16 protein-coding genes are annotated in these 14,928 nt (G+C 40.5%); 10 read left to right on the top strand and 6 right to left on the bottom strand.

What is annotated here, in order from left to right; all coding sequences use genetic code 11:
- Positions 1–53: 53 nt before the first annotated feature.
- Complete coding sequence (locus WG989_RS05600; RefSeq protein WP_340427928.1) at positions 54–998, bottom strand: isopenicillin N synthase family dioxygenase; 945 nt, start codon at positions 996–998, stop codon at positions 54–56.
- A 69-nt stretch (positions 999–1,067) separates the two neighbouring features.
- On the opposite strand from WG989_RS05600, the gene WG989_RS05595 reads away from it, so the two are divergent.
- Positions 1,068–2,120 carry a DUF3089 domain-containing protein gene (locus WG989_RS05595; RefSeq protein WP_340427926.1) on the top strand — a complete coding sequence of 351 codons (1,053 nt, stop codon included), beginning with the start codon at positions 1,068–1,070 and terminating at the stop codon, positions 2,118–2,120.
- Positions 2,121–2,122: 2 nt separating this feature from the next.
- Here WG989_RS05595 and WG989_RS05590 read toward each other — a convergent pair whose 3' ends face one another.
- Positions 2,123–2,800: a hypothetical protein gene (locus WG989_RS05590; RefSeq protein WP_340427924.1), complete on the bottom strand. Its 678-nt coding sequence runs from the start codon at positions 2,798–2,800 to the stop codon at positions 2,123–2,125.
- Positions 2,801–2,852: 52 nt separating this feature from the next.
- Complete coding sequence (asnS, locus tag WG989_RS05585; RefSeq protein WP_340427922.1) at positions 2,853–4,301, bottom strand: asparagine--tRNA ligase; 1,449 nt, start codon at positions 4,299–4,301, stop codon at positions 2,853–2,855.
- Positions 4,302–4,594: 293 nt separating this feature from the next.
- Between asnS and rho the strand changes: the two genes are divergently transcribed.
- From rho to WG989_RS05540, 9 genes are all read left to right on the top strand, one after another.
- Positions 4,595–6,253 carry a transcription termination factor Rho gene (gene rho, locus WG989_RS05580; protein WP_340427920.1) on the top strand — a complete coding sequence of 553 codons (1,659 nt, stop codon included), beginning with the start codon at positions 4,595–4,597 and terminating at the stop codon, positions 6,251–6,253.
- Positions 6,254–6,274: 21 nt separating this feature from the next.
- A complete protein-coding gene (locus WG989_RS05575) occupies positions 6,275–6,583 on the top strand; it encodes a hypothetical protein (protein WP_340427919.1) in 309 nt (102 codons plus the stop codon).
- Positions 6,584–6,627: 44 nt separating this feature from the next.
- Positions 6,628–6,816: a hypothetical protein gene (locus WG989_RS05570; protein ID WP_340427918.1), complete on the top strand. Its 189-nt coding sequence runs from the start codon at positions 6,628–6,630 to the stop codon at positions 6,814–6,816.
- Positions 6,817–6,845: 29 nt separating this feature from the next.
- The gene (locus WG989_RS05565) at positions 6,846–7,340 is read left to right on the top strand and encodes a hypothetical protein (RefSeq protein ID WP_340427917.1); all 495 of its coding nucleotides are present in this window, start codon (positions 6,846–6,848) and stop codon (positions 7,338–7,340) included.
- A gap of 2 nt (positions 7,341–7,342) precedes the next feature.
- Positions 7,343–8,422, top strand: coding sequence for a tRNA 2-selenouridine(34) synthase MnmH (gene mnmH / locus WG989_RS05560; protein WP_340427916.1), 1,080 nt, complete (start codon positions 7,343–7,345; stop codon positions 8,420–8,422).
- A 15-nt stretch (positions 8,423–8,437) separates the two neighbouring features.
- The gene (locus tag WG989_RS05555) at positions 8,438–10,147 is read left to right on the top strand and encodes a hypothetical protein (RefSeq protein ID WP_340427915.1); all 1,710 of its coding nucleotides are present in this window, start codon (positions 8,438–8,440) and stop codon (positions 10,145–10,147) included.
- A 36-nt stretch (positions 10,148–10,183) separates the two neighbouring features.
- Positions 10,184–11,059, top strand: coding sequence for a hypothetical protein (locus WG989_RS05550; protein WP_340427914.1), 876 nt, complete (start codon positions 10,184–10,186; stop codon positions 11,057–11,059).
- Between the two features lie 23 nt (positions 11,060–11,082).
- Entirely contained in the window at positions 11,083–12,141 is a 1,059-nt protein-coding gene (selD, locus tag WG989_RS05545; RefSeq protein WP_340427913.1) for a selenide, water dikinase SelD, read from the top strand.
- Between the two features lie 64 nt (positions 12,142–12,205).
- A complete protein-coding gene (locus WG989_RS05540) occupies positions 12,206–12,538 on the top strand; it encodes a hypothetical protein (RefSeq protein WP_340427912.1) in 333 nt (110 codons plus the stop codon).
- Positions 12,539–12,575: 37 nt separating this feature from the next.
- Here WG989_RS05540 and WG989_RS05535 read toward each other — a convergent pair whose 3' ends face one another.
- The 3 genes from WG989_RS05535 to WG989_RS05525 are packed head-to-tail and all read right to left on the bottom strand — an operon-like array spanning position 12,576 to position 14,898.
- Positions 12,576–12,806 (bottom strand): 4a-hydroxytetrahydrobiopterin dehydratase, encoded by a 231-nt coding sequence (locus tag WG989_RS05535; protein ID WP_340427911.1) that lies wholly within the window; start codon positions 12,804–12,806, stop codon positions 12,576–12,578.
- Between the two features lie 17 nt (positions 12,807–12,823).
- On the bottom strand, positions 12,824–13,261 hold the full coding sequence (locus WG989_RS05530) for an IPExxxVDY family protein (RefSeq protein WP_340427910.1): 438 nt from the start codon (positions 13,259–13,261) through the stop codon (positions 12,824–12,826).
- Positions 13,261–14,898 carry a M28 family peptidase gene (locus tag WG989_RS05525; protein ID WP_340427909.1) on the bottom strand — a complete coding sequence of 546 codons (1,638 nt, stop codon included), beginning with the start codon at positions 14,896–14,898 and terminating at the stop codon, positions 13,261–13,263. The genes WG989_RS05530 and WG989_RS05525 overlap by 1 nt, the downstream gene beginning before the upstream one ends.
- Positions 14,899–14,928 lie beyond the last annotated feature (30 nt).

Raw genomic sequence — 14,928 nt, 5'->3', positions numbered from 1 at the left:
AAAGGAATGTGCCGGATAAATTTCAGGTGATGCGTTTTAAGTTGTTTCGCTGTCTATTTTTTTAAACCAATTTCACGCAAGCGTTCATCCAAATATTCACCTGCTGTTGCATCCGGATAATGTTTTTGATTTGTTTCATCAATACAACTATCCAAACATGCTAAGGACATATTTCCTTTCGGGTGCAAAAAGAATGGAATTGAAAAGCGGGACGTGTGCCATAACTCACGTGGAGGATTTACAACACGGTGTGTGGTTGAGCGTAATTTGTTATTGGTAAGCCGTTGCAACATATCACCTACGTTCACTACTATTTGTTCCGGCAATGAAGTAACGCCTACCCATTCATTTTGTTTTGTAAGAATTTGCAAACCATCAGCGGAAGCACCAACTAACAGTGTGATCAAATTAATATCTTCATGTTGTTCGGCACGTATCGCACTTTTCGGCTCATTGGTAATGGGAGGATAATGAATAGCACGAAGAATCGAATTCCCGTTACGCACCCATTGATCAAAATAAAACTCATCAAGTCCAAGATACAGTGCAATGGCCTGTAACAGTTTTTTACCCGACTCCTCAAATGCTCGATACGACTCGTGAAACGTTGGGTTGAATGCAGAAATCTCGTTCACTTGAACATTATCCGGATACTCCTCCGGTATATATTCCTCACCTTCGGCTTTTTGTCCATATTGAAAAAACTCTTTCAGATCCGGTGCATCACTTCCTTTCGCATGTTCTTTTCCAAACGATGTATAACCACGTTGTCCTGCCAGATCAGGAATTTCATACTCTCTCTTTTTTTCAAGTGGCAATGAAAAGAACTGCTGTACATATTTATACAGATCGGCTATTAAATCATCTGGAACACCATGATTTTTTACCGCTACAAAACCAACCTCTTCATAAGCACGGCCCAATTCATTTACAAATTTTTGTTTTAAAACTACGTCACCACTGGTAAACTCTGCAAGATCAACAACTGGAATTGTCATAACTATCACGTTTTATTAGTACTCTATTCGATTCAATTATAGTAGGTTTGACTTGCAAAAATTACAAAATTGATTGAATCAACGAAAGGTTTTTTCTGGAGCCTCCTTTTTATTAGTGTTCTGCTTGCCAGTTGCTCATCATCATATCACACTCATACCAGCAACTATGCACGTGAGCTGAAGGCTGCAGATAGTCTTCCAAACTATGCTGATCTTCGCTTTTGGGCTGCACATCCCCTCAAGCAGGACCCGTCGGACAGTATTCCCAAACCCTTACGAAATCAAAAAACTGAACAACTGGCCGACGTATTCTTTATTCACCCCACTACACTCACCGCAAAAAATCTGCAGGGAATTGTTTGGAACGCTGCAATCAATGATGCCGACATTAATGCAAAAACCGACTATACTTCCATTTTGTACCAAGCCAGCTTGTTTAACGGAAGTGCAAACGTATATGCGCCCCGTTACCGGCAGGCACATATCTATTCATTCTTTTCAACCGATACAACGAACGCCAACGCTGCTATGGAATTGGCCTATGCTGATGTAAAAGCAGCTTTTCTCTATTATCTTCAAAATCACAATAAAAACCGGCCGATCATTATTGCTTCGCATAGCCAGGGAACATTGCATGCAGGCCGACTACTAGAAGAATTTTTTGAAAACAAACTGTTGAAGGAACAATTAGTGTGTGCGTACATTGTTGGCTTAACTGTACCGAAAAATTATTTTACAGAACTCACTCCATGTACCGATCCAACAGATACGCAGTGCTTTGTAACCTGGCGTACATTTCGTGAAGGCTATTTACCGGATTATATTGAGCGGGAAAAAGGAAACAGCTGGGTCGTAAATCCGTTGAGTTGGTCATTATCGGATTCTGCCATTTCAAGAAAAGAAAATAAAGGAGCTGTTTTATTTAAATTCAATAAACCATACCGGCATACAAACGGTGCCCGTATTGTTAACGGTGCGCTGTGGATCAACAAGCCAAAGTTTCCTTTTGGTATGTTTTTGAAAACAAAGAATTATCATGCAGGCGATTTCAATCTCTTCTATTATTCTGTAAGAGAAAACCTTTCACAGCGAATCAGTTCATATTTGCAACAAAAGAAATAAAACTATTTAATGGTATAAGCACCCAGTTTTGTTTCTGAGCTGGAATTTATAGCAGCAAAGCTGATGACAATACTGGCCTTGCTGTAGATCAATCCTATATTTTTTGCGTAGAAATATTGCAGGTCGTGTGAATCAACCGGAACACCTGCTCCAAAGGCTGTAAAAGAAGGAACAACCGTCACTTTTATTACATCCTTAAATGTAACACCGTTAACTACATGATCAATTCCCTTTTCTGCAATCGTAAATACCAATGTTGCTGTAACTGGTACCGTACCCAGACCAGTAATTGTTGCATTAATCGTTTTTGTTTCTGTCCACGTTTGCCCTTTCGCAAGATTATCTTTCAAATACAGTAACTCGATAAGCTGGTTGTTGAGTTCAGGAAACTTATTAAACCTAAGATAATCGCTGGAAAATTTTGCATAGTATTCATTCGGGCCTGCACTGTTGCTGGCTACGCTATAGGTTTTTCCGTTAACTGTTGTATCTCGATTGAGGATGGTTACTTTAAATGCTCCTGCATTGCTCCCCGTCACCGTATAGTTCCATTCGCTGCCAACGGTCAATGGCTGATATGTACTTTCGGCTGCCGGAGGGTTATCGTTACCCGGCTTTTTACAATTACCGGCCGACAAAACAATGAACAGGATTGTACAAATAAAAAGGCTTTTTTGCATGGTTGAGGTTTTGCTTAAAGATACTAAAACGAAATTCTTTGCTGCTTGTTGCTTAAAACTCGCAGTTCTTCGGAGTGCGGGGGAAAGCAATTACGTCACGGATATTTCCCATCCCTGTTACAAATTGCACCATACGCTCAAAACCAAGTCCAAAACCGGCATGTGGTACTGAACCGAAACGCCTTGTATCCAAATACCACCAGAGTTCTTCAGCGGGCACATGCATTTCTTTCATCCGCTGTTCCAGTTTCTCCATCCGTTCTTCCCGTTGTGAACCACCTACAATTTCACCAATGCCCGGTGCCAGTATATCCATCGCTGCAACTGTTTCCTTTCCGGGTTCGCAACCATCGTCCTGACGCATATAAAACGCTTTAATTGCTGCGGGATAATTCGTAACAATCACTGGTTTTTTGAAATGCTTTTCAACAAGGTAACGCTCATGTTCACTCTGCATATCAATACCCCACTTTACATCGTACTGAAACTTTTTCTTTTTGTACGCTGGTGATTGTAGTAGAATTTCAATCGCCTGTGTATAGGTGATGCGTTCAAAATCGTTGTTGAGTACGAACTCGAGTTTTTCAATCAATCCCATTTCACTACGTTTGTCTTGCGGGAGTTGTTTCTCTTCATCTGCTAATCGTTGTGCAAGAAACTCCAGGTCTTCCCGGTTATTTTCCATTGCATAGCGAATGATGTATTTGATGAACTCTTCTGCGAGGTTCATATTATCTTCTAAATCACAAAACGCCATTTCCGGTTCAATCATCCAGAACTCAGCTAAATGTCGTGCCGTGTTTGAGTTCTCTGCACGGAAGGTTGGACCGAATGTATAGATCTCACCAAATGCAGTTGCCCCTAATTCACCTTCCAACTGTCCGCTTACAGTGAGGTTAGTAGCTCTTCCAAAAAAATCTTCTTTAAAGTTGATGCTTCCATCTTCATTGCGGGGAGGATTATCAAACGGCAGTGTTGACACCCGAAACATTTCGCCGGCACCTTCCGCATCGCTGGCTGTAACAATGGGTGTGTGGAGATAAACAAATCCTTTCTCGTTATAAAACTTATGTACTGCAAATGCCAATGCATGACGCAGACGAAACACGGAACCAAACGTGTTGGTGCGAAAACGTAGGTGAGCGATCTCACGCAAAAATTCAAGACTATGTTTTTTGGGTTGCAATGGATATTTCTCAGCATCACTATCGCCCAGTATTTCAATGGTAGCAGCTTTCAGTTCCAGCTTTTGACCCTTCCCTAATGAGGGCAACAACGTTCCGGTGACTTTCAACGAAGCGGAAGTCGTGATTCGTTTCAGTTGTTCTTCATCAAACTTCCCCAGTTCCAATACTACCTGCAGATTGTTATTGGTGCTTCCATCATTCAAAGCAATGAACTGGTTATTTCGAAATGTACGCACCCAACCCATGACAGTTATCTCTTGCTCCTTTGGTTCCCAACTAAGCAATTCCTTGATCTTGATCCGTTTGTTGAACATAAACACTGAAATTTTGAGCGGCAAAGATAATTACTCCACTATCAGAAAGCTTGTATTTTACTGAACCATCCTGAGAAAGGTAAAACCATGATAAATGCCCGCCATACGTTTTTTTTTGCTTTTTCCAAATTTACCGTAACATTGCAGTGGAATCTGACCGATATTTAAAATCCGACTTCATCAAGCTCATCAAATTCGGTCGCTCCAAGTTCCCTTAAACTTTAGCAACACATACTTTCAGATTAAAACAAGTCTAACGATTTACCCACCCGTGTTAATGAACTAAATTTTTTATGTACGACATCCTCCAATTGAACGACATGCTCGTTCCTGAGTTGCTTGATATTGCTGAGCAACTAAAACTTACAGGTTCCAAGAAAATGGACAAACAAGAACTTATTTATAAAATTCTCGATAAACAGGCGGTTATGGCAAGTGAAAACAAAGGTGCCGATGAAAAAGGCAAACGCAAGCGTATTATCAAAACGACCACTGCTTCAGGCACTGAAGAAGCCGTAGTAGAAAGTGGTGATCTGGAAACAACAGCACCAAAAGTGAAAAAGAAAAAAGAGGAAGCGCCTGCACCTGTTGCAGCAGCTGCCAAAAAACCAATCAAAAAAGTGGTTGAAAAACCACAGCCAATTATTCCTCCCGGTTTTACGTTGCCCGGTGAAGATGATTTCGTTGCCGGTCCTCCGGAAATGGAGTTGGGTGAACTCTTACAAGAGTCGAACCAGGAAGCGGAGAATCCGCAACCGAATGAACAGCGTCCTTCACAACAACAACAGCAACGTCCGTTTCAAAATAATAAACGTGAACAGGCATTCAATATCGAATTTGATGGGATCATCCAGGGCGAAGGTGTATTAGAAATGATGCCTGATGGATATGGTTTCCTGCGAAGCAGTGATTACAACTATTTGTCAAGTCCGGATGATGTATATGTATCTCCATCACAGATCAAACTGTTTGGCTTAAAAACAGGTGATACAGTTTATGGATCGGTACGTCCGCCAAAAGAAGGTGAGAAATATTTCGCTTTATTAAAAGTAGATACGATCAATGGAAAGCGCCCCGACGAAGTGCGTGACCGTGTACCGTTTGATTATCTCACACCATTGTTCCCGTATGAAAAATTAAATCTTACTACTACTTCGAATAATTACAGTACCCGTATCATGGATCTGTTTACGCCAATTGGTAAGGGACAACGTGGTTTGATCGTTGCCCAGCCAAAAACGGGTAAAACCATGTTGTTAAAAGAACTGGCCAATGCCATTGCAGAAAATCATCCGGAATGTTATTTGATGATTGTGCTGGTTGATGAGCGTCCGGAAGAGGTAACAGATATGGAACGTAGTGTAAAAGCAGAAGTGATCGCCAGCACGTTTGATGAACCTGCAGAGAAACACGTGAAAGTAAGTACCATCGCTTTACAGAAAGCTAAGCGTTTGGTTGAGTGCGGACATGATGTTGTAATTCTGTTAGATTCAATTACACGTTTGGCCCGTGCACATAATACAGTAGCACCATCAAGTGGTAAAGTATTAAGTGGTGGTGTGGAAGCAAACGCCATGCAGAAACCAAAACAGTTTTTTGGTGCTGCACGTAAAATTGAAAACGGCGGATCGTTAACCATCATTGCAACTGCACTTGTTGATACAGGTAGTAAAATGGATGAGGTGATCTTTGAAGAATTTAAAGGAACCGGTAACATGGAATTGGCACTTGACCGTAAGCTTGCCAACCGTCGTGTGTTCCCTGCAATTGACATCGTTGGTTCAAGTACACGCCGTGATGATCTGTTGCTCGACAAGGATACTTCGAAACGTATGTGGGTGTTACGTAAACACATGAGCGATATGAATCCGGAAGAAGCCATCAATACGTTGTTACAACATATGCGTGGCACAAAAGACAACAATGAATTCCTCATCAGTATGAATGGTTAATCGTTTTAAAAACTTTACAGTATGAAACAACTTATCACATCGCTGTTACTTCTTTCATTATTCAGTTGCGACAACACACAGCAATCTGACAACGAAAAAGAAACAAGCGAAACCAACATTGAGATCAGTGGCGACTCTGGTGAAATAAAAATCAGTAAAGAAGGCATTTCAATTCAAGGAGATGATTCAGCGAGTATCAAGATCAATTCTAAAGACGGGATCAAGATTGAAGGGAAAGATGGCAAAGTGGAAATAAAAACCGGCGATGGTGGAAAGCTCAACGTGGAGAAGAAGGGAAAAGAAGTAAACATCGAGATCAAAGAAAATTAAACGATACAGTCCTGCTTTCAGAAGCAGGACTTTTTTATTTGTACATGATTTATACAATTGGAAATATTTGCAGAGCCATTGGTTTTCTTGCATTTCTTATTATGTGCTATGCCTGGTTTATGACAAGTGATCTGCAATTGTTTCTGAAAGCCAAACAAGTGACCATTGTATTTTTCAGCTTGTCGATTGTACTGTGGCTTATTTCCATTGTTGCAGCACGCAGAAACAGATAAATTATATTACCACTATACAACCATCAAACTTGAAAGAAATTATATTATTCCTTCTTTTATCCTTTAATACAATCACAACTTTTTCACAGCTAACAGCTGAACTTTGTGGCGAAAATGAAAAAGTAATCTTTGCTTTTCAACTACAGAATAAAAAATGGGTTTCTGTCTGTATGGAAAAAAATGAAAAGTATATTGCTTACCGGTTTGGAACAAAAACAAACATTGAGTTAGTCTATCCGGAAACTTTAGACTCAACCTCTTGGCAAAAGTTTCGATTCAAAGGATATAGCCGTGGCGGAGGCAAACAAAACGCTGCAATGAATTATGCATTTCTTTCGTTTCATAATAATGAAGCTCAGTATGAGATATATGAAACCTGGAATTCAGAAGATGAAAAAGAATATTGTGGCATTACAGTAATAAACAACAATAAAACGTTTGATAAGAAAGGAATCCTGAAAACCAGAAAAGGGTATCTTCTCTCCTTACGAAGCAATGAAAAAATCAAACCAGAGGAAGACTAGCAATGGCTGTTACGAAAGTTGATATCGAAGAATTCTTAAAGTTGTCAGTACAATATGCTGTTCTTGACGTTCGTAGTCCGGGCGAATACAAACATGCCCATCTCCCCAATGCAATTTCATTTCCTTTGTTTAGCGATGAAGAACGTAAAGTGGTAGGTACTGCTTACAAACAACAAAGCAGAGAACAAGCCATCAAATTCGGTCTTGACTATTTTGGAGTGAAGATGCGGAAAATGGTGGAGGAAGCAGAAGGAATAATAAACAATTGGCAAAAGACAATCGGCAAAGATGCCTCATTGAACAAGACGCTGCTCGTTCATTGTTGGCGTGGCGGTATGCGCAGCGGAGCGGTGGCGTGGCTGCTCGATCTATATGGTTTTAAAGTGTACACGTTGGCGGGGGGCTATAAATCCTTTCGGAAATGGGGGTTAAGCCAATTTGAAAAACAATATCAGTTCCGTATTCTTGGAGGTTACACGGGCAGCGGCAAAACATATTTGCTGGAGGATCTGCAAAAACAAGGTGAAACTACCATCAACCTTGAAGGTCTCGCACACCACAAAGGCTCCGCTTTTGGCAATATCGGAATGCCGGCACAGCCTTCACAAGAACAGTTTGAAAATAAACTGGCGTTGGCGCTTTCCGCAGCTTCAATCAGCAATAAGCCTATTTGGCTGGAAGATGAAAGTCAGCGTATTGGCGACGTAAATATCCCCATCAACATCTGGAAACAAATGCGGCAGACGGAAGTGTACTTTGTAGACATTCCTTTCGAAGAACGGTTGAAGCATATTGTGCTGGAATATGGCAAATTAGAGAAGGAACGCCTCGTAAATGCTGTGATCCGTATCAAAAAAAGACTGGGCGGCCTCGAAACCAAAGAAGCGGTGAATGCTTTGATTGAGGACAGGACCGAAGATTGTTTTCGTATCTTACTTACCTATTACGACAAGTGGTATTCCAAGGGGCTGCATAATAGAGAGAACCTGGAAGCGTTATTATACAAAATACCCTGTAAAACCGTTGACCAATCCAATACGAAACAACTTTTACAGCTGCAGGTTCCGCAAAAAGAACTGTAGCGAAACACAGACAGCATGAAAAACTTTTTACTACTCACTCTTTTTTCTTTTTTCTTATTCACAGCTACATCGCAGGTGGTAACCGGTGTGTACAAAGGAAAAATGGAAGTTGACAGTCCTAAATACACAATCGATTTTGAACTCACACTTAAAGAAAAAAACGGAAAGCTGATGGGGTATTGCCACCGGCTGTTTATTGTTGAAGATGTGTTGTATTACAATCTGGTAAAAGTGACTGCCCGTGTTGCCGATAGCGTACTAATCGTAGAAGATGAAAAATCGGTTTCCAATAACTTCAAAGAAAGAACAAGTGGTGTAAAGACCGTTATGTTCTTTAAGATACAAACCGATCATGATACTGTTTCGGTAATGCCCGGCGAATGGAGCACAAGCCGTACAAAAAAATATTTACCAATTACCGGTTCCATTGCTGTACGGAGAGAACAAAATTATCTTGCAACGCAACTATACAATCGTTTGGAAGACAAGCAGCTGGCAACCGAAATGCTGTTTGAAGAAAAAACAAAACCGCAACCTGTACTTGTGTCTGCCCCGATTACAACACCTGAAACAAAGAAAGAACAGCCTGCAAAAACAGATGTTGCTAAAACCGAACCGACACAACAAATCAATCAGCCAACAACAAGCAATCAACCTGTAAAACTACCAACAGCAAAAGACTCAGCACAAACCAATACAAGTATTGCTGCGAACCAACAACAGACGAACGTTCAAAAAACCGATGTAGCAGTCAATCAACCAAAACAACAAAACAATCAAACCACAAAGAATACAGCAGGTAAACCTGTTGCAAAAAAAGATTCGATTCAAACTTCTCCTAACACAACAAGTGTTCAACAGCAATCAAACATACAGAAAACAGATCTAGCAGTTAATAAACCAAAGCAACAAACCAATCAACCAGCAAACAATAATCAACCCGCTGCTAACACAACGGGTAAACCAACAACTGTACAGTCAAAAGATTCAATACAAAGCAATACTACTGCAGCTGCTAATCAACAAAAGAGCAACGTACAAAAAACAGATGTAGCTGTTAACCAGCCCAAACAACAAACCAATCAACCTTCAAACAATAGCAGACCGGTTACTAACACACCGAACAAACCAACCACTGTACCATCAAAAGATTCGGTAAAAAATAATACATCCGTTGCAGTCAATCAACCAAAGCAACAACCAACAACAACTGCTGCCAACAAACCTGAAACAAAACCTGTAACTCCTGTTGTAACAAACCCTCCTGTTCAACAACAGCAAACAGAAGCAGGTATTACATCGATCGGACAAATCACGAAAGAAGATAAGAATAATCAACCGGTTGCTTCCGGCAAGCCACCGGTGATCAATAATCCAATGATCATTAAACGTACAACTGAAATTATTGAAGCATTGGAAGTAACAGGCGATAGTGTTGTATTGTCATTGTATGATAATGGTGAAATTGATGGTGATACAGTAAGTGTGTTCCTGAATAATGAAATGGTGCTTGCTAAAGTTGGTTTAAGGGCACAGGCCTTTAAACACACAATTGCCATCAGACCGGGTGAGGTTGTACAACTTACACTCTTCGCTGAAAACCTCGGATCTATTCCGCCAAATACCGGTTTACTCGTTCTCACCACCAACGATCAGCGTTACCAGGTAAACTTCAGTTCAACACTTAACAAAAGTTCATCGATCGTTATTCGACGAAAAGAATAACAATTCTGATTCAAGTTGAATTGTTTTCTTTGTACTATGAAAAGGATACTGCTGGTTTGCTTTCTCTTTAGTACATTAATCTCCTCTGCTCAATCGGTAGCAGGACTGTGGCGTGGCAGGTTTACAAGCAATCATCCATTACAACAATCAGCTTCTTACAAATATGAACTGTTACTTTTCCAGGACGGTAACAAACTAACCGGTTATTCGTATTCCACATTAATTGATGGTCAGTACTACGCCGTTTGCGAAGTAACCGGCAATGTGTTCGATGATTATTTTGTAGTAACAGAAAAGAAAACGATCTATCAAAATCCTCCGGGTGATGGTGGTGTATTGCAAAGTCATATTCTTTTTTTAAATGCCGGTCAACAGGAAGTAACAGGCGAATGGAAACAAGCCAATAAACGAACCACACAATTGTTTGTAGAAGAAGGAAAAACGTTTTTGCAAAAAGAAGAAGACCCATCTAAATCAGGACTGATAAAAATACTGGAACAGAAAAAAGTAATTGAGTCAACGGATGAAACAAAAAAAACAAGGCCGCTCAATGAAGATTCGATGAAACTTGCTTCACGTTTAAAGAATATTGTACAGATAATTGAAACATCTTCTGATTCCATCTTTATTGAACTGTATGATGATGGTTTGATTGACGGCGACAGTGTGTCTGTTTTTTCCAACAATTCCGTTCTGTTAAATAAAGTTGCATTAACAGCCACCGGATTGAAACAAATAATCGCCATCCCATCGGGCAACAATGGTATTGTGCTTACACTGTTTGCAGAAAACCAAGGAACAGTTCCACCCAACACAGGTGTGTTAATTGTAAGAGATGGAGACAAACGCTTTGAAGTGCGTTTTACATCCGATACAAAGAAGAGTGCTGCAGTGCAGATACGCCGCAAGTAAGCATTCCTTGTTTACATTTGCAGATGCTTACAGAAACCATCAAGCTTACTCAGTTTTCCCACGGTGCCGGTTGTGGTTGCAAAATTGCACCTGCCGTATTGGAACAAATACTTCAATCGGGTTTAACAACGATCAGCGATCCCAATCTATTAGTTGGTAACAGCAGTAAAGACGATGCTGCTGTGTACGATCTTGGTAATGGAACAGCCATGATATCTACTACAGATTTTTTTACTCCCATTGTGGATGATGCCTTCAACTTTGGACGTATTGCTGCAGCTAATGCCATCAGCGATGTATATGCCATGGGAGGAAAACCAATACTTGCCATTGCTATTTTAGGATGGCCTGTTGAAAAATTACCCGCCTCATTGGCACAAAAGGTGTTGGATGGTGCACGAACAACCTGTAATGAAGCAGGTATTCCATTAGCTGGTGGGCATAGCATTGATTCGCCCGAACCGTTCTTTGGTTTAGCGGTGACTGGAATAGTTGTCAACACGAATCTCAAACAAAACAATACGGCTGGTGAAGGAGATCATCTTCTCTTAACCAAACCAATTGGTGTGGGCATTTTAAGCACAGCTGAAAAACGAAATGTGTTGAAAGAAGAACATATTGGAATCGCCGCTACACAAATGATGCAATTGAACAAAGTAGGTGAGCTGCTTGGTAAATCATCAGCAGTAACAGCGATGACAGATGTAACCGGTTTTGGATTGCTGGGTCATTTGATTGAAATGGCGGAAGGAAGTAATGTATCTGCTGAGCTACAGTATGCACAAATTCCATTTCTTGCTCCCGCAAAAGAATATTTGGCGCAACGCATTGTTCCTGATGCAACCTACCGAAACTGGAACAGCTATAGTACAAAAGTTGGTTTTGGTACAGGTGTAAATGTGATGGAAGCGTTTAACCTGTTGCCCGATCCACAAACAAATGGTGGCTTGCTGATCGCTGTAAAGGAGAACGAATTGGCCACTGTTCAACAACTTCTTATTGATAACGGTTTAGCTGCGTTTACTGAACCAATCGGTCGTTTAATCCCCAAAGCTGAAAAGGTTATTCAGGTTTTGGTCTGATGTATTGCAATAGAAATGATTGGTGATTATATTAGTTGTCTGTAATCAACTTAAACCAATTATTATGGATGCAAAAACGATTGCCTGGGTAAGCTATCTTACCATCATCGGCTGGATCATTGCTTTTGTTTCTTTTGGAAGTCTCAATCCTAAAAGCTCATTGGCAACTTTTCATTTAAGACAAAGTTTTGGCTTGTTTGTATTAGGTGTAGCCTGCTCAATTTTGTTTCGAATGCTCTTTTGGGGGTTTGCATTTATCGGCTTTCTTTCACCCATCGTCTGGATCTTACTCGTAGTGCTTTGGGTACTTGGCTTATTGGCCGCAATTAATGGCGAAGAAAAACCATTGCCGGTGGTAGGACCACTTTTTCAGCAATGGTTTCAGTTTATTAAATAAAAAACTTTTAATCGTCCGACAAGGCCGTTAGACGAATTTATAAAAGCTTGTCGATACGTTCGGCGAGCTTTTTATCTTTCTCGGTAACTATATCACCGGCATCATGTGTGCTCAACCAGATCTCAACTTTGTTCCACACATTCGTCCACAACGGATGATGATTCATTTTTTCTGCTTCAATAGCAACCCTTGTCATAAAAGCAAACGCTTCTGAAAAATTATTGAACTCGAATTTCCGATAAAGCTTATTGTCTGTTTCTGTCCACATATCACTTGCTTTTATTGTTAGAAAATAAGGTGTTGTTTGTGCTTGATCTTTTCATTGGTCAACTCTACTACTAACTGAACGCCGGGAATATTGCGGATATCGTTCACTAATTTACTTTCATCTTCTTTACCGGGCAGATCCCCTTTAGTGAGCCACAAATAATCCAGGTGTTTGAACTCCGGTAAAAGATACTCTCCATCAAATTGATTTTTGTAGAGATAATATTCAAGGGCCATGTTTGGCTCTCTGTATTCATACACCGAAAAAAAATATTGCCGTTTCTTTTTGCTGAGCTGAATTTCGATCTCATCGTTAATTCGAAAATCGAAACGCATCGATTGGTTTACCTGCCATACAAACTGATGACTGTTCATGGGAGCCATGACACCCAGCAAAAGCGTTTTTTCAAAAAACTCTTCTGCCAACAGTTCATTATCGATTTTCAGTTTCGACATCAGAAATTAATATCAAATTCCAGTTCTTCTGCGCCACGTTTTACTTTCACTTTTGTTGCATCCCCTTTCTTGAATTTACTCAACGCCTGCATATAGCTTTCCATTGAAGTAATCGTAAACTCGCCCAGTTTTGTAACTACATCGCCTGTTTTTACGCCGGCTTTTTGTGCAGCACGACCTTCACTAACGCCATCAACTTTTACGCCGCCACCACTGAACGTATAATCGGGCATGATTCCCATACTCACAGTAAATCTTGCTGAAGTAGTAGTTTGTTGTTCTTTTGTTTTTGTAAATGCCAGCTTCGGTTCTTTGCTGCTGCGTGCCACAAGTCGTGTTATATATTTTACAACAAGCAGTTGACCATTGTAATTGATCTTATCAAAATCATCACTTGGCTTATGGTAATCGGTATGCAAGCCTGTAAAGAAAAATAACACCGGCATATCTTTCCGGTAAAATGAGGTATGATCGCTTGGGCCTGTTCCGCTGCTGTCAATTTTAATATTGAATACGGGCTTTTTTTCTTTGATCAATTCACCCCATGAAGGTGATGTGCCAATACCACCAATGGTAATTGATTTGGCTGTATCACTAAAACGCCCCACCATATCCATATTGATCATATAGTTCGCTGATGTAAGTGGAACTGTTGGATGCTCTGTAAAATATTTTGAACCAAATAAACCAAGCTCTTCACCGCTGAATGCAATAAACAGATAATTGCTTGTTTTATTTCCTTCAAGTTTTAATAACCGACTCAACTCGATCAAAGCTGCAGTGCCGCTTGCATTATCATCGGCTCCATTATGAATAGATACCTGTCCTGTATGACGGGAGTTATTGTCTTCTCCATATCCAAGATGATCATAGTGAGCACCCAGAATAACTGTATTGGCAGCGTTATTATTGATAAAGCCTACAACATTGTACCCTTTCCGGATCTTCTCCCCTTGTTCAATCTTGATATTAATATCCATCATGTGCGATGGTTCGGCAGCAATTTTTGTGGCCCATTTTTTTTCTAACCAGATAACGGGAATGGATGATAATACAGACCGATCTTTTCCATCATATTTTACCACAGCCTCTTTTGCTCCGCTGTTGTAAAGAATCAATGCGATGGCTCCTTTCTGTGCAGCATCCTTTTCTTTTTCCCGGATCGCATTGATCAAATCAAAATGCGGATTGTTTGCATTATCCTGTAACAGTTCTTTGATATCCCAAAACCACGCACCACCACCTTCGTGCAAAGCTGCCGCTGCCACCGCTTCAACAGTTCCATTCTTACTCCAGCTAAAGGGAAAGTAATCTTTCTCAAGTTTTAAATGTTCACCATCGATGATGAAGAACGAAGAAGGCATTACCTGTTTTCCCTCATTGATCTCAAACGTCTGCAGGAATCCATTTTCTCCCTTTGGCTCCAACCCGTTCTTTTGAAATTGCTCACTGATATATTTACTGGCGAGCTCTTCGCCTTTTGTTCCGGTTCGCCTGCCTTCCAGTTGATCGCTGGCAAGATAGCTTACGTGCCCTTTCAGGTTTTCCAATGTAACACGATCTGTTTTGCTGACCTTTTGTGCGGATGCTGAGAAAAATAAACAAACGAGAAGAAGAAAAGAGAAAACGTTTTTCATGTAATGTACTTCTGTGATTTTGTCAAAGTT

This window comes from Lacibacter sp. H407 (assembly GCF_037892605.1).
Classification (GTDB): domain Bacteria; phylum Bacteroidota; class Bacteroidia; order Chitinophagales; family Chitinophagaceae; genus Lacibacter.
Note: the sequence above shows the minus strand (reverse complement) of the source record. Positions and strands in the feature narration are given on the sequence as shown.